Origin of the sequence: Lachnoclostridium phytofermentans ISDg, assembly GCF_000018685.1 — a bacterium.
GTDB lineage: Bacteria > Bacillota > Clostridia > Lachnospirales > Lachnospiraceae > Lachnoclostridium > Lachnoclostridium phytofermentans.
On record NC_010001.1, the window covers coordinates 4,210,543 to 4,234,154 of the forward strand.

Here is a 23,612-nt window from a genome sequence, read left to right on the forward strand (position 1 = left end):
AGATGTCAAATACAAAAATAGTTGTAATTAAACTTAAACAGATAATATATGGAGTGATTTTTGCAGTATTAGGCATTGTGTTACTCATATTACTTCTGGCTTTGTTTAAATCTAGCAAGAAGGATTCTGGAGCAAACGAAGATAGCGCAATGTACAAACCAGGTGTTTATAACTCAGTAGTTGCCCTAAATGACAGTACACTAAATCTGGAAGTCATTGTTGATAAAAATCACATTAACTCGGTTCAATTAATTAACCTGGATGAAGCCATTACAACATTGTATCCATTAGTTGAGAAGTCCATCAATTCCATTGCAGAACAGCTATGTAATGATGTCGATATTGCCTCTATTCAAATCCAAGAGGATAGCAAATACACACAGACTCTCCTATTAGATGCTATAGAGAAAACTCTGGAAAAGGCGCTTATCACACCAGTGGATCACTCCATGGATAAGCAAGCGGATACGAAAAAATGATTACCTAATCGTGCATTCATACATATGTGAGTACTTATCCTGACTTTCTTTCCCTAAAATCGGGTTGTTGCAAGTAATTGCAGCAACCCGATTTTTGTTTCTAATGATAAATGATAAGCTCTTTATTTCATACTACTTTTATGTTTTCTTGTTATAAAAATCAAAAGCACTCACTTCGTGAATTTTGCTTATTAATTATCTTGAATACTTTCTAAGTCTTTCATCCATAAAGAAACTGAAGCATCACTTGGCATACGAAGATCTCCACGAGGAGAAACTGCTACAGATCCAACTTTAGGTCCATCTGGTAGACAAGAGCGTTTATATTGTTGTTGAAAATATCTACGATAAAATATCGTAAGCCAGCGATAAATTGTTTCCTTCGTATAGTCATCTTTAAATGCATATACGGCAAGACGATATATTTTTGATGGAGTAAACCCAAATCTTAATACATAGTACAAGAAGAAATCATGTAACTCATATGGACCTACTACATCCTCTGTTTTTTGTACTATTTCGCCGTCTTTTGGAGGAAGAAGCTCTGGGCTAACAGGGGTATCTAAAACATCCTTCAATACATTTCTAAGGGTGTCACTCTTTGCTTCTTCTGCAAAATATGAAACCAGATAACGAACCAATGTCTTAGGAACGGAAGAATTGACACCGTACATCGACATATGATCTCCATTATAAGTTGCCCATCCTAAAGCAAGCTCTGACATATCTCCAGTGCCAACAACAAAACCATTCACTTGATTTGCGATGTCCATTAGAACTTGGGTACGCTCTCTTGCTTGTCCATTCTCAAAAGTGACATCATGCTTATTAATGTCATGACCAATATCCCTAAAATGAAGTTCTACCGCTTCATTAATTCTAATCTCACGTAACGTAGCGGATAATTCCTGCACTAACAGGATAGCATTTTGGTAAGTACGATCTGTTGTTCCAAAACAAGGCATTGTTACTGCTACAATTCCCTTAGGATCAAGCTCTAACATATCAAAAGCCCTTCTAGTCACCAAAAGTGCCAAGGTAGAATCAAGACCGCCAGAGATACCCAGTACAACAGATTTACTTCCCGTATGCTGTAAACGTTTTTTTAGTCCTAATGCCTGCATATGAATAATTTCATCACAACGTTTTTCCCGTTCTTCCTTCTTCGTCGGTACGAATGGGGATTTATCAATAAAACGTGTCAAACTAAGCGTGGTATCATAATTAGAATTATTTTCTGTGGCATATTCTCCATATTCTAAATAAGTATAATCTTTCTTTTCTTCCACAAGATAAGTTGAAATTCTTCTACGTTCAGAGATTATTTTTTCAAGGTCGACCTCAGAAACAATTACGCCATTCACAAAACGTTCTGACTCAGCGATTACCGTTCCATTTTCCGCTATCATATTATGCCCTGAAAATACCAAGTCTGTGGTAGATTCTCCTTCTCCCGCACTTGAATATAGATAACCGCAGACCAAACGTGCAGATTGATTACTCACCAAGGTTTTACGATAAATATCTTTCCCTGTAGTCTCATTACTTGCTGACAAATTTAGAATTACAGTTGCACCTGCTTGACATAACCCTCCGCTCGGTGGCTGTGGCACCCATAAATCTTCACAAATTTCTATTCCTACTTTTAGATAAGGGATTTCTCTATGACAAAAGATTAAATTACTGCCAAATGGCACTTTTTTATGATTTATTGTTACATGCTCTACAATATCATTTCCATTTCCAAAATAACGTGCTTCATAGAATTCAGAATAGTTAGGGATATTTCTTTTTGGTACCATACCAAGTAATTCTCCCTGATAAAGTACTACTGCAACATTAAATAACTTACCATCCTTTAAAAAAGGGAGCCCAACAGCGATAAGAGCATCAATATCCTTACTATAATCGATTAGTTTATTAAGTCCATCCAGCGCCCCATTTAGTAAGGTATTCTGTAAAAACAAATCCTCACAGGTATATCCAGTAATACATAGTTCCGGACATACTATTACCTTTGCACCCTTTTGTTTTGCTTCTTCTATTTGATGGATTATTTCATTTACGTTATATTCACAATCAGCAACTTTAATATTTGGTGTAATAGCCGCTACTTTTACGAATCCGTGTCTCATTATCTCTGTCCTTTCTTATTCCGAAGCTTATCATTACGTTTCACCACATATACAAGAAAAAAGAAAGCTACATGTACTTTTTCTTGTCATGAATCACTCTGTGTTATTATACCACATTCCGATTTGTTTATCTATGTAATTTGCAGTCGAATCCCATTTATTCCCTGACTGTAGTTGTAGTTAATTACCATCTATTCATAACATTAAAAAAGTAAGCTTTGTGAATTTTCATTTATTATGAATATAATGCAGCTCAATAATTTATTTGTGGTAAATGTGGTAAATGCATAGATAGCATATAACTTAGATTTACAAAAGAATAAATCGCTATTATAATACAATCATCATCTATTTGTTTTAGGATGCAAGTGTATTAACCCACAGAGAGGAACGCTAATGTTACAATCTATAAATAAAGATAATTATAATAATATAAATGAAATAGCAACAGATATTTTATCTGCTTGTACTTTATGTCCAAGAGAATGTAAGGTCAATCGTTTTAATAAAACTGGCTATTGTGGTATGCCAGCAAATGTATTTGGTGCAAGAGCTGCTCTTCACCTATGGGAGGAACCTTGTATTACCGGAAAGGACGGGTCTGGTACTGTCTTTTTTACCGGTTGTACGCTTCGCTGTGTCTTCTGTCAAAACCATAATATTGCAAATGGTTCTGTCGGAAAGGAAATTACAATCGAACATCTTTCAACCATATTTTTATCTCTCCAAGAAAAAGGAGCTACAAACATTAATCTTGTCACTCCAACTCATTACGTACCACAGATTGTAAAAGCTTTGATACTTGCAAAGCAAAATGGGCTTACCTTGCCTATTGTCTATAACACCAGCGGATACGAAAAGGTTTCTACTCTTAAATTACTAGATGGATATGTCGATGTCTACCTTCCTGATTTTAAGTATATGGATGAAAACCTCGCACTTCGCTACTCGAATGCAAAAGATTATCCTATCATTGCAAAGGAAGCAATAAAAGAGATGATACGTCAGGTTGGCATACCTGTCTTTGAGCATGATACAATCAAGCGTGGTGTCATCGTTCGCCACTTGGTTCTGCCTGGTCATCGAACAGATTCAAAAAAAATTCTTAGTTATCTTTATGAAACTTACCATGATACCATTTATCTTAGTATTATGAATCAATTTACACCTCTTGCTGAACTATCTTATTATCCAGAGATTAATCGAAAAGTAACAAAAAGAGAATATAATGATGTCATTGATTTTGCCATTGAACTTGGAATTACAAATGCTTTTATTCAAGAAGGTCAAACAGCTAGTGAGAGTTTTATTCCTGAGTTTTCTTTGGAGGGGTTATAAAAACACCCCAGGGTGAGTGCTAATCCGCCTAGCGTTATTTTTTATAGAAATTGCGCTTCAATATTAATAAAAAAAGACAGCTTACGCTGTCTAAAAAATCATTTTTTTGTAACCCCCAAAATGCCGGTTCCTGTATTTTGACTCCTAGCACAAGCTAGGTGGGTAACCGCAAGTAAGTTTCTGCCTTCCACTGCAAACGGAGGCTTGACATCCGCTCACCAATATAGGAATCCCGTTTAAAGTATTGTAGGTTCAAAATAGCAAGAGTATCGAGCACTTCAGGTAGTTAACTTGGTATTATTATATCCCAATATTTCGATTTTTTCAAGTATTATTAGAATGTAATTATTGGTTTCCAGTATTTATTACATTATATGTCGAATTTTCACCTTTGTTCCAATTCTTCTTCCGTGATATAGTCAAATGAGAATACAAACTCTGTTCCAACCGAAATGGTACTGAATACTTCGATTGTTCCTCCATGTTTCAAAGCAATTTGACGTGCGATAGCAAGCCCAAGACCGGAACCTTTCGCATTTTGACGTAACTTTGATTTATAAAATTTATCAAATATGCTAGACAACTCCTCTTTTTCAATACCGGTTCCTTCATCTCGTATCGAAATACGAAGTTTTTCTCCTCTGGTAATTGAAATATATATGGTCGAATCTTCCTTTGAAAATTTAATTGCATTATCACAGATCACTAAAAACATCTGGCGTAAACGGTCATAATCACCATACATCAATTGCACGTTATGATCATTATCAAGGCATACGCTGATATGCTTATCAGTGCCCATGGTTCTAACAGTCTTAAGGATATCCTCAAAAACTTGAGTTAAATTAACAGGCTCTTTTTCAATTACAAAATCAGGATTTTGCATCTTCGCTAGTATTAAAAGATCTCCAACTAAACGCTCCATACTTTTGCATTCTAATAACATCTTTTCATAACATTGCTGCTTTGTGGATTCCTCCTCAATTACACCATCAACTAAGCTCTCTGTATATGCACGAACCACTGTAATTGGTGTTCTAAGCTCATGCGAAACATTTGCAAAGAAGTCCATACGCATTTGATCTAGATTCTTTCGTACGACCTCATTCTCCATTAATTTATCCGTCAAGAAATCGATGGTTCTAGCCAAATCACCAATTTCATCTTTTCTATCTATACCCGTTTTTGATTCATATTTTTTTTCAGCTAGTAATAACGCTGTTTGACGCATTTTTGAGATTGGTCTTACAAGCTGTCTTGCAAAAAGAATTGCAACAATAAAAGATACAATTAACGAAACTATCGCACTTAGGAAAATCATCGATTTGGTATCTCGGATAGATTCTGTTTGGCGTTCCACTTTTGTATTTAATAAGATAGCACCACATACTTCACCATTAACACCTCTTACTGGGACTCCAACAGAAATGGTATCAAACCCATAAGTCTTACTATAACTGGATCGGTAGGTATCTTCTCCTGCAAATGCTCCAAGGTAAACTTCTTGGTATTCCCTTGATACAGCTTGTAATGGCATTGTGGTAATCTCACTATTCATAGGCGCACTGGCGTTAGGATTCGATAAAACCCAGATATCCTCCGCAATAACTCCGACTTCACGAAGTAACTCTAGATAATCCAAACTATTTTTTTCTTCGTTAATTACAAACTCATTATACCTCTTTGCAATAACCTTTGCCTGACTAAATAATTGCTGCCTTAAATTATTTTTTGTTGCTTTTTCACTTAGCTGAAGAAAAACACTTCCAAGCACGATAGCAAAAAGCAAGACCATAAGCGCATAATTTAAGTATACTTTAAAAAATAGACGATTATATAATCTACTCTTTTTTTTTATTTTATCCTGGACATTTTCTGGTGTTTCTTCCACTTCATTACTAATTAACTCTAATTTTTTCTCGTTCATCGCACATCTTCATCAACCTCAAATTTGTATCCGACACCCCAAATTGTTTTGATGGACCAATTTGGATGCTCTAACATATCAAGTTTAGCTCGCAAGCGCTTTATATGGGAATCTACAGTTCGGCTATCACCAAAATAATCAAAGCCCCATAGACTATCAAGCAAGTTGTCTCTTGTAAAAACCTTATTTGGATTACTGGCCAAAGTCCACATGGTTTCGATTTCTTTTTTTGTTAGAGAAATTTTAGTGCCACCGATATGTAAGGTATATTCCTCCAAATTAATCTCTAAGTTTGCGATGGATAAAACATTCTCCGAAGTTTGTTCATTTTCCTTCTTAGTCATTCGACGTAGTATAGCTCGTATACGAGCCATAACTTCACTAGGACTAAATGGTTTTACAATATAATCATCAGCACCAATGTCTAGACCCATAATCTTTTCAAAGTCTTCCCCGCGTGCCGTAATTAGTATAACAGGTACATCGGATTTTGCTCTGATTTTTCGGCAAACCTCATAGCCATCTTCCTTAGGCATCATGACATCTAATAATACAACGGCAGGGTTGTATTGTCGAAACATCCGGATTGCCTCTTCTCCATCGGCAGCAATCACTGGTACCAGATCTTCTTTTTTCGCATAGGCTGCCAGTACATCTGTAATATCTGGATTATCATCTGCAATTAGAATATGTTGCACTCAAGCCACCTCCATCTCTTCATCACAACTTTATCTTATGAATAATTGTATTAAATGATACAAATACTAAGGGCAAAATAAAAAATTATAGAAGAGTAACCCCTATATTGTATTTTATTACATAATAACCCAAGTATATCTACATTATATTGAATAAAGTCACATAAGACAAGACCTTTTTCGAAATAAAATCTTAATATTTTAGCACAGATTCTTAAGATTTTTTAACGTTTTGCCATTATTCTGACAAAATATACGTTTATACTGAACTTGGATGTGACACAAAGAAAAATAGTAAGGAGGACTATATTATGACCTATAGCAAAATTAAAAAGTGCATATTTGTCCTTAGTTTCCTGCTTATCTTTGTATTGTTTTTGCCTTTTACCAGCAAGGGTACTAAAGTTTATGCAAAAGCTACTGTAGAAGAAGCTTCTTCAGCCTCTAAAGATACCCAAAACGAAATTAAATTAAATGTAAAAAGCAAAGATTTAGTGAAAGGTAAAACTTATTCACTAAAAGTATACAATGTTACAGCAACTCAAACTGTTACTTATAAATCTAGTGATACCAATTTAGTCTCTGTAGATGATAAGGGTGAGGTTACTGGCGTTGAAATCGGAACCGCAACTGTAACCGTTACTGTAAAAGAAGGCAATAAGACAATTGGAACCTTACAATGTGATATCAATGTTGGTGTACCCGCAATTAGTATTCGTTTTACTAAAACAGAGCTTAAGATGGTTCTTGGCCAGAAAACTACATTGAAGTATATCATTGTACCGTATAATACAGTAGAAACTGCAAAATTCTCCTCCACTGATTCCTCCATCGTTTCCATTAGTTCCGGTGGCAGAGCAACTGCGAAAAGTGTTGGAGTTGCTACAGTTTATGCAATTCTTGATAATAATACAATAACAAAGTGTACCATTACAGTAGTGGAAAAAGATGACACAATTCAATTAGAGGATGGGGATGAATTCGAACCAACGATAACCCCAGCAGCGAAATCAACTTCTAATACGTCATCTAAATAAAAAATAACATGGATAGACCATCAATTCGATGGTCTATTTTTTCTATAATTTAACCTAACAAGCAAGTCCGTCCCTACTTTTAAGCGAGGCGTAAAGCGAGAAGTAGACCTACTTGTTTTCAGTGGGATTATAAACTGCACTGAAATAACAACTTAGTTCTTAATTGATCCGAGTAAGTAGTAGCTATAACGAGTATCTTTTAACTAATTTTGATAATACTATCAGAAAGAACTTTTAAAATTTCGGAGGTCATTATGATATTTTCCTCAAGTATATTTCTTCTAGTATTTCTACCATTTGTATTAATTATATACTATACCCTCTATTCGCGGCGATTGATTCAAAATATATTCTTATTTTTAGCCAGTCTTCTTTTCTATGCATGGGGAGAGCCTTGGTTTGTGCTAATTATGCTTCTCTCAATCCTAGTTAATTATGTAATCGGTCTTAATATTGATTTACATCGAAATAATAAGATGATTAGCAAAATCTTGATTATAATCACACTACTATACAACCTTAGTATTATTTTTATTTATAAATACCTAGCTTTTACTGTGACTAATATCAACGTGCTTTTCTCTTTAAAGTTTCCGATTCCAAATATCACACTTCCAATCGGAATTTCATTCTTTACATTTCAAGCTATCTCCTATGTCATTGATGTTTATCGAGGACAAGGAATAGTTCAAAAGAATCCTTTAAATGTCGGTCTGTATATAGCCTTATTCCCACAATTAATTGCTGGCCCTATCGTTCGCTACGAAACAATTGCAGATCAAATCGATCATAGAAGAGAAAACATCACGGACTTTTCCGATGGCTGTGTCCGCTTTATTATTGGCCTTTCAAAAAAAGTACTATTATCCAACAACTTTGCTATTGTAGCTGATAAGGCATTTACTCTACCAAATGATGAACTATCTACAGCATTTGCATGGCTCGGTGCAATTTCGTACTCATTTCAAATTCTTTTTGATTTTTCCGGATATTCCGATATGGCAATTGGCCTTGGAAAAATGTTTGGCTTTCATTTTGATGAAAACTTTAATTATCCTTATATTTCTGCCTCTATCTCGGAATTTTGGAGAAGATGGCATATCTCTTTGGGAAGTTGGTTTCGTGACTATGTATACTTCCCTTTAGGTGGTAGTAGGGTAGACACCAAACTTAAGCTAGTCCGTAATCTATTTATCGTTTGGATATTAACCGGAGTATGGCATGGTGCAAATTGGACCTTTATAGCATGGGGATTTTTATATTTTGTTTTAATCACGGTGGAAAAGTTAGCTCGTTTTGAAAGAACCTCTGGTCTACGTATCGTAAGGCATATATACACCCTATTCTTTGTATGCATTGGTTGGGTCTTATTCCGCGCTATTGATTTACCGGAAGCTTTCTCTTATCTTGGTAAAATGTTTGGTGTTGGAGGTATTTACACTGATTCCTTAGCAAGATTTTATTTTTTAGATAATGTTATCTTTATTATATTTGCTATTATCTGTTCTACACCACTATTAACCTCTTTAAAGAAACGTATCAATTATTATGAGTTAACAATAAGTAATGTCCTTACCCCTGTGTTTTATATCTTGCTTTTATTAGTATCGATTACTTATATCGTGAAAGGAGCATACAATCCTTTTATTTACTTTAATTTTTAAAATATATGCGATTTTTGAAATGCACTGAAATATTTACAGGAGTGAAGTTCGCAACTTTGTACTTGCAGCCCAAAGTTGCAGGCTAAGAAAGGCATGGTATTAATATGGATAAAGAAAAACACTCTTTGCATATTGGAAATCTAATAACTGCGATATTGTTTATTCTATTTATTATGGCTTATTTTATTTGTTTATGGGTTAATTCTCCTAATATAATACGAGATATTAAGAAGTCCATAAATAAAACTTTGTCCGTAAATGTGAATCAAGATCTTGATGAGGAAGATATTCTTGATGAGAATATCGAGCAAAAACCAGTCTCTTCCACCACATCAATTTCTGCTAAGCTAGGAACCGTTTTTTCCAAGACAGAATCGGTAATCAACGAATCTATTCCCGGTAGGTTATCCTTAATCGATTGGAATGGATTGGCACAAAGAATTTTGCAAAAAAGAATGATACCAGAATCAAATGATAATAATACGGTATATAAAATGGATAATGGTCAATTGACATATACTTATCCAGACATTGGAGTTCGAATTGCTCATAAAAATTTTACTGTACTAGATAAGTACCTAAAATCCGTCGGTACAAAGCTGTTATATGTGCAAGCACCATATAAGGTAAACCGAGATAATAATCAGCTACCTTATGGGTTAAAGGATTACCCGAATAAGAACGCAGATAAATTACTGGAGGGTCTTAATAAACTTAAGATTGATTATATCGATTTTAGAGAGGTATTTGCCAACAACTTTTTAGATTATCCTAGTCTCTTTTTTAATACAGACCATCACTGGACAACAGAAGCTGCATTTTTTGCTTACCAGTATATGCTAGATTATATGGAAAAAAATTATGAATTTCAATATAACAAACAAACCTATAATGGAGCGAATTATAATCAGGTTACCTTAAAGCAATCCTTTATAGGCTCCTTAGCAAATCGAGTAGGTAAAAGGTATGCAGGTATTGATGATTTTACTTTTATTTATCCAAACTTTAAAACGAAACTTACCTATATGAAATTTGATGCAAATGGTTCCCTCTATCTGGTTCGAAATGGTACCTTTGAAGAGTCCGTATTCTACCCTGAACGAATGGATGACCCTAATACGCCACTTGCTTATCGAGACAACTGCTACCTTGGTGGTAATCCTGATTTAGGCCGAATCATTAATCATAAAGTTCAAAAAGGTAAAATTTTATTTGTTCAAGATTCTTACGGCAAACCGATTGCCTCTTTTATGGCTTTAAACTTTCATGAAGTCGACATTATTGATTTACGTTATTTTACCGAGAGTTATTTAATGGATTTTATTAAGAAGGAAACCACACCTTATGATTATGTCGTAATTTTATATAATCCTTCTGCATTAAAGCGTTCCACTTATTATAGACAATTTCGATTTTATAATTATGAATAGCTATGTTAAAGAGCTACAAGAAAAATAAATTAATAATTAATGATTTCTCAACATTGTAATTGTTTAACAATAATTATAAAGAAAATTTTAACCTTAACTGTGGAAAATAATAGTATGCTAAATATAAAATAAGGAACTGCCCGTTTCGTTATTCTAAACGGCTCTATAATAAATGTTGGGGTATGTGAAATTAATTCGCTACTCCAACGTTTTTTATTTTATAATAATAAAAAACCTCCCAGTGCCAGTCTCGAAACAAATCACCAGGAGGTTGCATAAATGCATAATTATTGTATCAATAAACTACTAAATTTAAAAGAGGTAAAAGTAAAAAATATAATTCATGGGGATTCCTATGTAAAAATCTTTATTGAAACAAAGGCTAGCGTACAAACTTGTCCTTGCTGTGGTCGCCATACCAAGCAAATTCATGATTACCGTTGGCAATCCATCAAGGACTTGCCCTTTCAACTAAAGCATTGTTACCTAGTTTTAAAAAAGCGACGTTATCGATGTTCTTGTGGAAAAAGATTTAGTGAAAAGTATTCTTTCCTTGCTCGTTATCAGCAAAGATCTACTCGCTTAACTCAATACATAGTAAATGAATTAAGAGATACTACTTCACTAAAATCTGTTGCTAATAAAGCCAATGTTTCATCCGCTACTATTGTAAGGATTCTAGACACAATCCATTATACTTGCCCTTCTTTAAAAGACGCGATATCCATTGATGAATATAAAGGCAATGCTGAGACTGGAAAGTATCAATGTATCATCGTTAATCCAAAGCAGCGCTCCATTATGGATATCCTTCCTGACCGCACACAACCTCACTTATCTGCCTATTTTCGGAATATAAACCGTAGCGAGCGATATCGTGTAAAATATTTTGTGTGTGATATGTGGCAGCCATATGTGGATTTAGCCCATAGCTATTTCCCCAATGCACAAGTAATTATTGATAAATATCATTTTATTCGTCAAGTCACCTGGGCAATTGAAAATGTAAGAAAGCGACTTCAAAAAACAATGCCTACTTCTTTAAGAAAATACTATAAACGAAGCCATAAACTGATTTTAACACGCTATCATAAACTAGAAGACGAATACAAAAAAGCATGTGACTTGATGCTTTATTACAATGATGACTTACGAAAAGCGCATATGTTGAAAGAATGGTTTTATAATATTTGTCAAAGTACTAAGTTCTCCTTTCAGAGAACACAGTTTTACGAATGGATTCGCAATGCAGAAAGTTCTGGTATAGCAGAGTTTGAAAAATGTGCTGCCACATACCGTCACTGGGGAAAAGAAATATTAAATTCTTTTAAATATGGAATTACAAACGGACCAACAGAAGGTTTTAATAATAAGATAAAAGTTCTTAAACGTATTTCCTATGGTATTCGAAACTTTGAACGTTTCCGTACTCGTATTTTACACTCTTGTAACTAAATAACAATAGACTGGCACGAGGTTTATTTCGTATGCCCAAAAATATATGTTATAGGCCCCAAATATAAAAATAGCTCTACATCCAGTAATGGAGCATGATTGATAACAATTATACCCCAAGACTTGACATAGAGCCTTCTAAACAAGCAGTTCCTTTATTTTTATCAATTTATTAGCAGTCATGCTATATTTTATGGTAATATAATTGTTTTAATTGGACCATATCCATTTTTATTAGAAGCATAAATCTTAATTAACGATCCTGATTTCAATTTAGGTACCTTTATCGTAAATGTACCATCATCAGAAATCACACCCGTATAGTTAATATTATCAATCTTTGCATATACTTTAGTCTTTGAGTTCTTAATAGTCGCTTCACCCTCATTACCTGATAAGAATACATCAACACTACCTTCAATTGTCATTTGCCCTGTTGTAATAGGTTTTACAATAGGCATATCAGGTGCAAGTTTAACAACTTTAATTTCAAGCGGATCGCTCATAGTAGTTTCATTTAATGCATGGATAATAATTTTGGTACCTGAATTTACCTTCTCAATAGCAACTGTATGGACATAACCCTTGTATTTTTTATTATATACTCCTGATTTTGATTCATATACTTTATTTCCAATTGTTGCTATTACTGAATTATTCTGCTCCGTTACAATTTTAAGGTTTTTATGAGTATTTGTAATTTCAGTTAGTAGTATTGGAGACTTTGGTTTCTCATACTTAACAATCTTTGTAGTTAAAGCAATAAGATTTCCTAAATTATTTCTATGGTATGCGTAAACATAGCCACCTTGAACTAAGTTATCAGTAACCTTATAATTGAATATACCTGTACTATTAGTTGTTCCATTAATAACTTTTATACCTTCCGCCGTTGGTATAGCTAGTGAAATATCTCGTGATGGTAGATAAGTAACTTTAATAGTAGTTACATTGTATTCAATATCTGCAATAGATACATTCTTAGTTTCTTGTTGCTCTTTCATATCTGAAACTAATAATTTTGTTTGGCGACTAATACGCTTGCTACCATTTATAAAGTCTTCTGCATATACCGTTACTTCATCACCCACATTTAATGTATTATTGAGTACCATACTAAAATAGCCACTAGTATCAGTTTTAGTTTTATATACTGATCCCCCAGCAACAATAGTAACTTCTATTTGCTTTTCACCAGTAACAGATTTAACATTACCATATATTTCATTATCCATGTTAGTTATTTCTTCAACTTCTGGAGAATATGGCCCCCCCTCCAGTATTGAAGTAGTGGCTACTTTACTAACTCGACCAACATGGTCTATATTATATAACTTTATAGTATAACCAACATCAATGTTTGGTAATTGGATTGAAAAATTACCTTTCTCATCTACTGTTTCATCTACTTCAATTACACTAAAATTATCTAAGTCTATTTCAGTACATTGTGCTAATCGATTTTCACCACCATCTTTTGGAATGTATACTCTTCGAATGGTGTCTACTACTGCAATAACAAGTGCATCCTCTTCGTTAGTCTTTCCAGTTAATGCATCAGAATTATTAAAATACTTAACCACGCTTAGCTGGTCCGGACCACTTCTTTTTACTTTAACCTTAACTTTATTACTTTGGCGATCATTTGGTACATCCTTAGCATAAACATATAATAAAGATCCAGCTTTTTGAGAAGGAATGCTTACAGAGTACGAGCCATCCCTAGTTGAACGGCCTTCGTATATTTTCCCATCTTGTGTTTCAATCACAACTGTTACATTTGCTTCCGTTCTACCAGTTATACTACTCTTTTTATTACTAAAAGACCAAACCTTTGGTGGAGCCATTTCCTTAACTCCGATGTTATCTATTACTAGAGTATATAATTTTTTATTACCATTATTATCTTCAACAAGAATAGAAATATTTGAGTTCCCAGGAACAGAGAATTTATGTTTTTCAACATTTCTAGCAATAACCCATTCTCCGGCATCAATTTTCAAATTACCATACATATATTTAATACTTTTAATTCCAAAACTCGAAAAGGCATCAACGTAGATATCATATCCTTCAGCAACAGGATCTAAAATACCAGGTGCCACTACGATATAGGGTTCTTTAACTTTTGGTTCATTTGATAATTTTCCACAATAATAATTATATTCGTCACCTTCAATTAAGGTTTCCTTATACCAATCACTTTTGACTGCTAAATCACTTGCCATCTTAGGAACCTTGATAATAAATTCCTGGTTCTTATTCAAAGCAAGTTTCCAATTATAATCTGGAACTGGCTCATAGCCTCCAGTTTTGATTTCATTTTGTAAAAACTCTGTAATTAATACTTGGGTACGATACAGATTTCTTATCATTTGTGTATTCGCCCATTGAAACACTGGATTTGTTTTAGCAAGTGATGATAATGAATTACTCGCAATGATAAATTCCATATCATCTGTAACCAGCTGACCATTATAAGTAAGATTCGTTATTCTTCTAGTACTGTTTATTTTAATGCCATCAATATTATATCTTGGTTTTACATAAGGATCGATAGTATACTGAATACCATCAAACACGAAATAATTTGCCCAGTTGTCTTGCCATTCGTCTGATATTAAGTATACCATGTCATTTGAATCCATTGTGTTATACATACCCGCACACCATTCCATCCACTCACGTAACTGTGCACCAGTCACCTTATAAATACAAGTATATTGACGATACGATTGAAGCGTAAATAAATCTGATTGTTTTACTTGTCCACTGATATTAACATAATCATCTGAAGAATTTGCACCAAAGCTATAATTGGATGCCGCAGCTATTACTGGGTAATTCGCATACGTTTTATCAAAACGTTCGATATATCTTCTAGCATATGCAATCCTGGCATCATTTTGTAACTGAAGGGCATTACTATCCTCTAACAAACTAAAAAAGTTATGAATAGTTACCCCATCTTTTAAGGTTGCAACAACATGAGAACGATAGCCTTCCATCTCCTCTTTCCATTCAGAGAGGGTATCTACAATTGCTTTATTTTCTGTGGTTTTATAATCAGATACTAGTCGATTCGATCCTTTTTGTGAAACAATTTCAAATTTATCCGCAGTCTGATCATATTCAAGAGTTAAATCTGCGATACCGATAGAACGTGCCAAATTCATCGCCATAACCATAACTTTTCCATTTACAATACCATTCACAGGGTCAACACCAGGCATTGAATTATAGGAACTGTTATCTGATTTTGGGTTTGGAAAAGCATTGTGCTCATGACCACAAAGTATAACATCAACCTCATCAATCTTAGTCAACGCATAAGCTGCATTCGTAGCCATAGATTCTGGTTCTTCTTCACCAAATCCAGAGTGAACTAAAGCAACTACAATATCGGCTCCCTGCTCTTTTAGTAACTTTGATTCCTTACGAACATTCTCAACAATGTCTTCTGTTTTCCAAATACCAGTGTAGTCATCTGTCTTTGTTGATAATGTCGGTATTGTTTCTCCAACGATACCAATATTAATGGTGACCTTTTTTCCTGATGCCGTTACCGCATCTCGGGTTATTATCATATTTTGTAAAAATGGATATGAATTCTCTTTTGAGTTTTTTAAGTTCGAAACAACTACCTTATCCATCAAACCAGATCCTGCAAGCTGCTGTAATAAATAGTCCTTTCCATAATCAAAATCATGGTTTCCTAATGTTATTGCATCGTATCCTACTAGAGCCATAGCTTGATAGATTGGCTGAACAACGTCTGAATCCTGATCCATAATATATTCCATACTAGCATCGAATAGTACATCTCCAGCATCTAAGGTTACCGCATTAGCTTTTCCAACCTCTTCCCTTGCTTTTTCAATCAACTGGTAAGCACGAGATAACCCAGTATTCGGAAAATTAGTTCCACCGATATAATCAACACTACTAACTGTACCGTGTAAATCTGTTGTTAAGATAAATCTAAAATTTAACTTATCTTTTTCATTTGTCTTTGTATCAGCATTATCTTTGCTTGTAGCAGACGTGCCTGAAGTAGTGGCAGCCAAAACCTGTTTGCCTGGTACCCCTGCAGCCAAACAACCTGCTGTCATAGCAACAGCCAGCAATGCTGTTATTGTTTTCTTTAAGTACTTCTTCATTTTTTTATATGCCATTTGATCACTCCTACCTTTTGCCTTTCGTTAACTTATTGCCATGTTATCTATACACTAATCTCGGAAAAATTAGCATTATTATCATTTAAATGGTAAGGAAAATTTAAGGCAAATATAAGTCAAAAGATTAAACAATTCATGACGGTTATGAAACAATTTCGACAAAAGATTAAGAAGTTCTAAGACTCCGCATTTCCGAGTCTTAGAACTTCTTTTCATACTATATCTCTTTCTTTATCTACTTCCTTTATCTCTTCCTTTATCTCTTCCTTTATTTCTCCCTTTATCTCTTCCCTTATTTCTTCCTTTATCTCTTTCTTTATCTCTTCCTTTATTTCTCCCTTTATTTCTCCCTTTATCTCTTCCTTTATTTCTTCCTTTATCTCTTTCTTTATCTCTTCCTTTATTTCATTCCTCGCATCTTTTTCTCTGAGTGAATGAGTTGCCTTTTACTCTTACTTATAGAAAACTTTGAAACAATAATTACATTTTAACTTTTAACTTAACATTCCACCTAACATTCCACTTGCTGCAATTATTAAGAGTTTTTTCCCATACTCTAGAAAATCAACTGGACTATCACTTTTTACTAAAAGGGATATTAATATGTACACAATAAAGTAAATCATAGCCGCAGTCAGTCCCCATATAAATCTCTTTTGTTCTACATGTTTCCCAAGATAAAAACTTCCAATGAATACAGACAGCACAGTAATCGCAACTACTGCCACACTAACCGCTGTTCCTCCCATACCCGTTTGATGCATCACAAAAGAAACAATTAGCAGTAAAAATAAGGTTATAACATAGGAAATAACCAAGGCCTTTAATAAATAAACCGCACGAGATTTAGTTGCAGACATCCTCTCCATTTTCTTTTCCTTTCTACATGTACAAATTTCTAGTGTATTATATGAGCCAAAACAGGCTATTATAACCTTAGTTTGCATAGACACTTCACTCATGCTATACTACGAATAGGCAAAAGAAAGGATGATGTATCATGAAGTATGTTGACCTCCACGTACATACGAATGTATCAGATGGAACCCTTACTCCAACGGAAGTTGTTAATCTAGCAGTACAAAAGAAATTAGCTGCCATAGCAATCACAGACCATGATACCATATATGGAATAGAAGAAGCAAAGCGAGCTGCCTTGGCGCAAAGAGAAAATGGTTATGAACTGGAATTAATATCAGGTGTTGAAATTTCTGCTGAATATAAGAAAAAGGATATCCATATCCTTGGTTTATTTGTCAATGAAAAAGATCCACACTTACAAGATATTTTATCAAAGGCATTAAAAGAACGAGACGAGCGTAATCAAAAGATGATAGATAACCTAAGTGCGGATGATATCGATATTACACTTGATGATTTACTATTCGACGAACCAAATACCGTAATAACGAGAGCGCATTTTGCACGTTTTTTAATAGAGCATGGATATGTAAAAGATAATAACGAAGCTTTCTTAAAATATCTGGGATATGATACGAAGTACTATGTTCCAAGAAACTATCTTACCCCGAAAGATGCTATTTCACTAATATTACAAGCAGGTGGAATTCCGGTCTTAGCACATCCTTTGTTATATCAGCTATCGTTAGAAGAACTTAATCTTCTAATCTCGGAGCTAAAAAGCTATGGGCTTGTTGGGCTAGAAACTATATATTCCGCAAATACAGGCTTTGATGAAGGAATTATAAGACGTTATGTAAATAAATATGAACTTTTAATGACTGGCGGTAGTGATTTTCATGGTAGCAATAAACCTCGTATTGAGCTTGGTAGTGGCATGGGGAACTTAAAAATTCCTTATCAACTAGTGAAGGAGCTAAAATGTTATCTTAATAATAAGTAATCTTTATAAGGTTCCTATCAGAACTATTGAAATTGTTACCTGTTTTATTCTCAAACCCAACATTATAGAACAAACTAAAAAAACATGTCTTGCGAACATTTTTTATAATGAATAAAGCTCTGCACCTAGTATCTGGGTAAGTTCCAATGGAAACCTCCTGAATACTTGATGCAGAGCCTTTTTTACTCCTACAATCGATATTTTTACTCAATTGCAATTTTGTATGAATTATTTATTCTCTTCTGAACCTGGTTTCTCTACTTCAACAACTGCTGATTTCTTCATAGGTATTCTACAGTTCTTGTTGTTACCAAACTCTACAATAATAACATCATCCATAACATCAATGACAACACCGTAAAAACCACTGGTTGTTAACACACTGTCACCAATTTCAAGAGAAGATATTAATGCATTCATCTGCTTTTGCTGTTTCTTCTGTGGACGAATAGCCATAAAGTAGAATATGCCACCGATGACAATAATATATCCTATCATCCAAGTCCATGACATAGCTCCTCCCGTTGCTGCAGCGTCTGCTAAAAATACTAATTGATTCATAGTAATCCTCCTATAGATTCTCATTATAATTCAATGCTGCTGATTTATTAATTTCCTTGTTCTGCAGCAAATCCTTCTAATTTCTTCTTCTTATAACTTGCAAAATTTTGATTTTCGATTGCTTCCCTAATCTCTTCCATCATCTTGTTATAAAAGTAAAGGTTATGTGTTACTAAAAAGCGTAACCCAAGCATTTCTTTTGCCTTTAATAGATGGCGGATATAGCCACGGCTATAGTTTTTACAAACAGGACAACCACATCCTTCTTCGATTGGACGATCATCTAGCTCATACTTTGCATTAAGAAGATTCATTTTTCCATGGTTTGTATACGCATGACCATGTCTACCATTTCGTGCTGGATATACACAATCAAAGAAGTCTACTCCACGCTCTACCGCTTCCAATATATTTGCAGGAGTTCCTACCCCCATCAAGTAAGTAGGTTTAGCCTCTGGAAGATAAGGCACTGTTTCTTCAATAATCCGGTACATCTCACTATGGGACTCTCCGACGGCAAGTCCACCTAAAGCATAACCATCCAAATCAAGCTCTGAAATTCTCTTCGCATGTTCAACACGAATGTCTGTATAGGTTCCACCTTGATTGATACCAAATAACATCTGATGTTTGTTAATCGTATCCTCAAGAGTATTCAATCGATTCATCTCATTCTTACATCTTAATAACCAACGTGTGGTTCTAGCAACTGAATCCTCCATATATTCTCTAGTTGCTGGATGTGGTGGGCATTCATCAAACGCCATGGCGATAGTAGATGCCAGATTAGACTGTATTCTCATACTCTCTTCAGGTCCCATAAAAATCTTTTTTCCATCAATATGAGAGTTAAAGTATACTCCTTCTTCCTTTATCTTTCTAAGACCGGCCAAGGAAAACACTTGGAATCCACCTGAGTCTGTTAGTATAGGTTTATCCCATACCATAAATTTATGAAGACCTCCCAATTTCTTTACAACTTCATCTCCGGGTCTTACATGAAGATGATAGGTGTTACTTAGTTCAACTTGTGTTCCTATTTCCTGCAAATCCATTGTGGATACTGCACCTTTAATGGCTGCTGCCGTACCGACATTCATAAATACTGGGGTTTGTATTTTCCCGTGTACCGTTGTAAATTCGCCACGCTTCGCATTTCCATCCTTACAGATTAATTTGTACATTTTTCTCCTCATTCCTACGCAGCTTTTCGCGCATCCGAAATTTGTGCTGAGGATTACACAGGCACAAACTTCTAGAGTGAAAGATTTATCCCTCACTCTTACTCTATTCTTGTTTTACTTTAAATATTGAAATGACTTCTGTCACATTCAACATTTTGTCCTAATTTTTCCGTACTACGTACTGTAGTACAAGTATACCTTCATTGCAGTTGTTTTTCAACTAAATTTTTTCTAAACGGTTTATTTAACTACTTTCATATTGTTAACATTTTCCCCATTTATAGTCATACTAATACTTCCTATGTTTTGACCTATTACAGGAATAAGAAAATGCACTTCGCGAATTTTTCTCTGTCATAAATTACAATAGAAATCCGTCTTATCGAGATAGGACGGATTCTTAGATCTTTTATGAACTAATAAGTATCAAAACAAATAAAATTTATGATACTTATTAGTTTAGTTTTCCATGTTAATTTTCAATGAATTTATCTATCTGGATAAAACCTCTGCTCCCTGTTCTGTAATTAAGATGGTGTACTCCCACTGAGCAGAAGGTTTCCCGTCTTCCGTACGAATGGTCCAGCCATCGAACTGATCTTCTGTTACCCCTTCCTTCCCCATATTTATCATAGGTTCAATCGTAAAGGTCATTCCTGGAACTAGCAACATATCCGTATTTCTTCTTCCAATATGACATACCCAAGGTTCTTCATGGAATTCTGTTCCAATACCATGACCACCAATATTTCTAACTACTGTATAACCGTTCTTTTTTGCATGTTGATGGATTACATACCCAATATCTCCAAGAAATCCCCATGGTTTTGCTTCGGAAAGACCTAGTTCCAAACATTCTTTTGTAATCTTAACAAGTCTCTCTTTCTCTTCTCCAACATCACCAATACAGTACATACGAGAAGCGTCACCATAGAATCCATCTACAATTGTAGTACAATCCACATTGATAATATCTCCATCCATAAGGATTCTATTTGGATCTGGAATACCATGGCAAACTACTTCATTAATTGAAGTACATACACTTTTTGGATAACCATGATAATTTAAGCACGCTGGAATTCCACCTAGTCTTCTAGTCTCTTCTTCTACTAGCCTATTTAGTTCCTCCGTAGACACCCCTGCTTTAACAAAAGGTTCTACATAATCAAGTACAAGAGAATTAATATGCCCTGCCTTTTTCATGCCCTCTATTTGTTCTGGAGTCTTAATCATATCTCTGGATGGAACCATCGCTCCTCTTCTAGCATATTCTGCGATTCGTTCATCCATTTCCATATGACAGCTTTTATACTTTTTGCCGCTATTACACCAGCACATATCGTTCCTGCCTATTCTCATATTCTACCTCCTACGAAGAATTTCTTATATATTGAGAGAAGAAAATATCATCAGAATACATTATGAAATATTATCCTCAATAAGTATTATATTTATAGCATTTATGCTATGCCACTCTAAATTATCGTACATTCGTAACAAGAATTCAATACCTAAATCATGAAACCTCGATTTTTCCTATATGAAACAAAAAATATGCCGTTTTTTTCTTGTCTTAAAAAATAAGTCTAATCAAGTATCTCCTAAGAAATTCTTGACTAGACTTATTTTTAAGAAGCTTTTTGTTTCTTTGTAAGCTTTGCTCGTTTTATTACCTTTAATCTTGTAAATTCCTCTCTTTCCTTTTCCTCGAGGGCATTTGCAATTTCCCTCGTAAGTCCAGTATAATAAGGAATCGTAATATTCTTTAAAGCATTCGCTCTTTTCTGGGTCTTCTTAATACTCGTTGCTAATCGATAGGCAGCATTCTCTACCATAGAAAGACGAAGCGTTAGTTCCTTAACTTCGTTAAAGTGCCTGCATGCCTCATCTAGTGATAATCTGGTATCATATAAAGCATAACTAGGTACATTATCCTTCATTCCATCATAATCAACTAACGGTATCTCAGTTCCCATAATACTTCTAGTTTTAATCTTAATAGAATCCTCGATTGGAATTGCATGGCTTAACGCATCCACATGATGGATTCCCATCTCAATATTGGCATTTTGTAAAGCCAAATAAGCAGCGGAAAACGTTGCATCCAGCTCCCTTTGAATATTCTTCGAAGAATTGATAAGCTCCAACAGCTCACGGATAAGAATATTACGTTTCTTATCCATCAGCTCATAGCCTTGTTTTGACAATGCTAAGGAGTTTTTTGCAAGGATATAATTACCCTTGGTTGGAAATGAATTTTGATCCATATGCTCACTCCCTTGCTTTCTTTCCGTAATACTTTGCTAATATCTTCGTATCAATACGGTCTAACTCCTCTTTTGGCAGAATTGCAAGCAATCTCCATCCAATGTTTAAAGTATCTTCAATGGAACGGTTATCTTCTTTTGTCTGAGTAACAAATTCTTGTTCAAACGCTTTACCAAAGGCAAGATATTTCTTATCGAGGTCTGATAACTCATCCTCACCAATAACACTTGCAAGCGCTCTTGCTTCTCCAACATGAGCGTAACAAGAGAACAACTGATTTGCTACATCCTGATGGTCTTCTCTTGTATATCCTTCACCAATACCATCCTTCATCAGACGGGATAAGGAAGGTAATACATTGATTGGTGGATAGATGTTCTTTTGGTATAAAGAACGCTCAAGAACAATCTGACCTTCCGTAATATATCCAGTTAAGTCTGGGATTGGATGTGTAATATCATCATTTGGCATTGTTAAAATTGGTACCTGAGTTACAGAACCCTTGCATCCCTTAACAATACCCGCTCTTTCATAAATAGTTGAAAATTCACTATATAAATAACCTGGATATCCTTTACGGCTTGGAATTTCGCCTTTTGCAGAAGATACTTCACGAAGAGCCTCTGCAAATGAGGTCATATCGGTTAAAATTACAAGTACATGCATTCCCTTTTCATAAGCTAAATATTCTGCTGCTGTTAATGCAACCTTAGGAGTAATCAAACGTTCAATAACTGGATCACTTGCTAAGTTTAAGTACATAACAACATGGGAATTTGCTCCGCTTTCCTCAAAGGTACGGCGGAAGAAATCAGCAACGTCATATTTTACACCCATTGCAGCAAAAACAATAACGAATTGTTCGTCACTATCATCACCAAGAGAAGCCTGTGTAACGATCTGAGCTGCTAGCTCATCGTGTGGTAAACCATTTCCAGAGAATATTGGAAGTTTCTGACCACGAATTAAGGTTGTTAATCCATCGATAGCGGAAATACCAGTACGAATGTAGTTTCTTGGGTATTCTCTCATACATGGATTTAGTGGCTCTCCATTTACATTACGTCTCATCTCTGGAATGATACTGCCAAGTCCGTCGATTGGTTCTCCTACACCATTAAAAACACGGCCCAGGATTTCCTCGGACAAAGCAAGCTCCATTGGATGACCGGTAAGTTTGGTTCGTGTATTATTAAGAGACATTTCTTCTGTACCTTCAAAAACCTGAATTACAGCTTTATCTTCATAACTCTCAACAATACGTCCAATTTTTTTTGTATGCTCATCTATTGTAATTTCTACAATTTCTTCATAGGAGGCGTCACTTACTCCTTCAAGTACAACCAATGGTCCATTGATTTCACTTAAACCAATATATTCAACTGACATCT

General features: G+C 34.8%; 17 protein-coding genes and 1 other RNA gene. 7 read left to right on the forward strand and 11 right to left on the reverse strand.

Annotated elements, in window-relative coordinates:
- Nucleotides 1–2 precede the first annotated feature (2 nt).
- Nucleotides 3–479: a hypothetical protein gene (locus tag CPHY_RS17775; RefSeq protein ID WP_012201427.1), complete on the forward strand. Its 477-nt coding sequence runs from the start codon at nucleotides 3–5 to the stop codon at nucleotides 477–479.
- Nucleotides 480–670: 191 nt separating this feature from the next.
- Here CPHY_RS17775 and CPHY_RS17780 read toward each other — a convergent pair whose 3' ends face one another.
- Nucleotides 671–2,614: an NAD(+) synthase gene (locus CPHY_RS17780; protein ID WP_012201428.1), complete on the reverse strand. Its 1,944-nt coding sequence runs from the start codon at nucleotides 2,612–2,614 to the stop codon at nucleotides 671–673.
- A 396-nt stretch (nucleotides 2,615–3,010) separates the two neighbouring features.
- Here CPHY_RS17780 and CPHY_RS17785 point away from each other — a divergent pair, with 396 nt between their 5' ends.
- A complete protein-coding gene (locus tag CPHY_RS17785) occupies nucleotides 3,011–3,952 on the forward strand; it encodes a radical SAM protein (protein ID WP_012201429.1) in 942 nt (313 codons plus the stop codon).
- Nucleotides 3,953–4,060: 108 nt separating this feature from the next.
- Here the strand turns inward: CPHY_RS17785 and ssrS are convergent.
- From ssrS to CPHY_RS17795, 3 genes are all read right to left on the reverse strand, one after another.
- Nucleotides 4,061–4,240: non-coding RNA, 6S RNA (gene ssrS / locus CPHY_RS21410), on the reverse strand.
- Between the two features lie 97 nt (nucleotides 4,241–4,337).
- A complete protein-coding gene (locus CPHY_RS17790) occupies nucleotides 4,338–5,879 on the reverse strand; it encodes a sensor histidine kinase (RefSeq protein ID WP_012201430.1) in 1,542 nt (513 codons plus the stop codon).
- Nucleotides 5,876–6,577, reverse strand: a complete 702-nt coding sequence (locus CPHY_RS17795) for a response regulator transcription factor (RefSeq protein ID WP_012201431.1) — start codon at nucleotides 6,575–6,577, stop codon at nucleotides 5,876–5,878. The genes CPHY_RS17790 and CPHY_RS17795 overlap by 4 nt, the downstream gene beginning before the upstream one ends.
- A gap of 311 nt (nucleotides 6,578–6,888) precedes the next feature.
- Between CPHY_RS17795 and CPHY_RS17800 the strand changes: the two genes are divergently transcribed.
- The 4 genes from CPHY_RS17800 to CPHY_RS17815 all read left to right on the forward strand — a co-directional run bounded on the left by CPHY_RS17800 (nucleotide 6,889) and on the right by CPHY_RS17815 (nucleotide 12,163).
- A complete protein-coding gene (locus CPHY_RS17800; RefSeq protein WP_012201432.1) occupies nucleotides 6,889–7,614 on the forward strand; it encodes an Ig-like domain-containing protein in 726 nt (241 codons plus the stop codon).
- A 254-nt stretch (nucleotides 7,615–7,868) separates the two neighbouring features.
- Entirely contained in the window at nucleotides 7,869–9,278 is a 1,410-nt protein-coding gene (locus CPHY_RS17805; protein ID WP_012201433.1) for an MBOAT family O-acyltransferase, read from the forward strand.
- Between the two features lie 104 nt (nucleotides 9,279–9,382).
- Nucleotides 9,383–10,708, forward strand: a complete 1,326-nt coding sequence (locus tag CPHY_RS17810; protein ID WP_012201434.1) for a DHHW family protein — start codon at nucleotides 9,383–9,385, stop codon at nucleotides 10,706–10,708.
- A gap of 279 nt (nucleotides 10,709–10,987) precedes the next feature.
- On the forward strand, nucleotides 10,988–12,163 hold the full coding sequence (locus tag CPHY_RS17815; protein ID WP_012200343.1) for an ISL3 family transposase: 1,176 nt from the start codon (nucleotides 10,988–10,990) through the stop codon (nucleotides 12,161–12,163).
- Nucleotides 12,164–12,354: 191 nt separating this feature from the next.
- On the opposite strand, the gene CPHY_RS17820 is transcribed toward CPHY_RS17815, so the two are convergent.
- Together CPHY_RS17820 and CPHY_RS17825 are read right to left on the reverse strand one after the other, a co-directional pair.
- Nucleotides 12,355–16,338 carry an Ig-like domain-containing protein gene (locus CPHY_RS17820; protein ID WP_012201435.1) on the reverse strand — a complete coding sequence of 1,328 codons (3,984 nt, stop codon included), beginning with the start codon at nucleotides 16,336–16,338 and terminating at the stop codon, nucleotides 12,355–12,357.
- Nucleotides 16,339–16,835: 497 nt separating this feature from the next.
- A complete protein-coding gene (locus CPHY_RS17825; RefSeq protein ID WP_012201436.1) occupies nucleotides 16,836–17,210 on the reverse strand; it encodes a TIGR04086 family membrane protein in 375 nt (124 codons plus the stop codon).
- A 131-nt stretch (nucleotides 17,211–17,341) separates the two neighbouring features.
- Here CPHY_RS17825 and CPHY_RS17830 point away from each other — a divergent pair, with 131 nt between their 5' ends.
- The gene (locus CPHY_RS17830) at nucleotides 17,342–18,205 is read left to right on the forward strand and encodes a PHP domain-containing protein (RefSeq protein ID WP_012201437.1); all 864 of its coding nucleotides are present in this window, start codon (nucleotides 17,342–17,344) and stop codon (nucleotides 18,203–18,205) included.
- Nucleotides 18,206–18,433: 228 nt separating this feature from the next.
- Here the strand turns inward: CPHY_RS17830 and yajC are convergent, their stop codons facing one another.
- From yajC to CPHY_RS17855, 5 genes are all read right to left on the reverse strand, one after another.
- Nucleotides 18,434–18,766: a preprotein translocase subunit YajC gene (gene yajC / locus CPHY_RS17835; protein ID WP_012201438.1), complete on the reverse strand. Its 333-nt coding sequence runs from the start codon at nucleotides 18,764–18,766 to the stop codon at nucleotides 18,434–18,436.
- A gap of 47 nt (nucleotides 18,767–18,813) precedes the next feature.
- Nucleotides 18,814–19,950 (reverse strand): tRNA guanosine(34) transglycosylase Tgt, encoded by a 1,137-nt coding sequence (tgt, locus tag CPHY_RS17840; RefSeq protein ID WP_012201439.1) that lies wholly within the window; start codon nucleotides 19,948–19,950, stop codon nucleotides 18,814–18,816.
- A 492-nt stretch (nucleotides 19,951–20,442) separates the two neighbouring features.
- Nucleotides 20,443–21,312, reverse strand: a complete 870-nt coding sequence (locus CPHY_RS17845; RefSeq protein ID WP_012201440.1) for a methionyl aminopeptidase — start codon at nucleotides 21,310–21,312, stop codon at nucleotides 20,443–20,445.
- 269 nt (nucleotides 21,313–21,581) lie between these two features.
- Entirely contained in the window at nucleotides 21,582–22,220 is a 639-nt protein-coding gene (locus CPHY_RS17850) for a V-type ATP synthase subunit D (protein ID WP_012201441.1), read from the reverse strand.
- A 4-nt stretch (nucleotides 22,221–22,224) separates the two neighbouring features.
- Complete coding sequence (locus CPHY_RS17855) at nucleotides 22,225–23,610, reverse strand: V-type ATP synthase subunit B (RefSeq protein ID WP_012201442.1); 1,386 nt, start codon at nucleotides 23,608–23,610, stop codon at nucleotides 22,225–22,227.
- Nucleotides 23,611–23,612 lie beyond the last annotated feature (2 nt).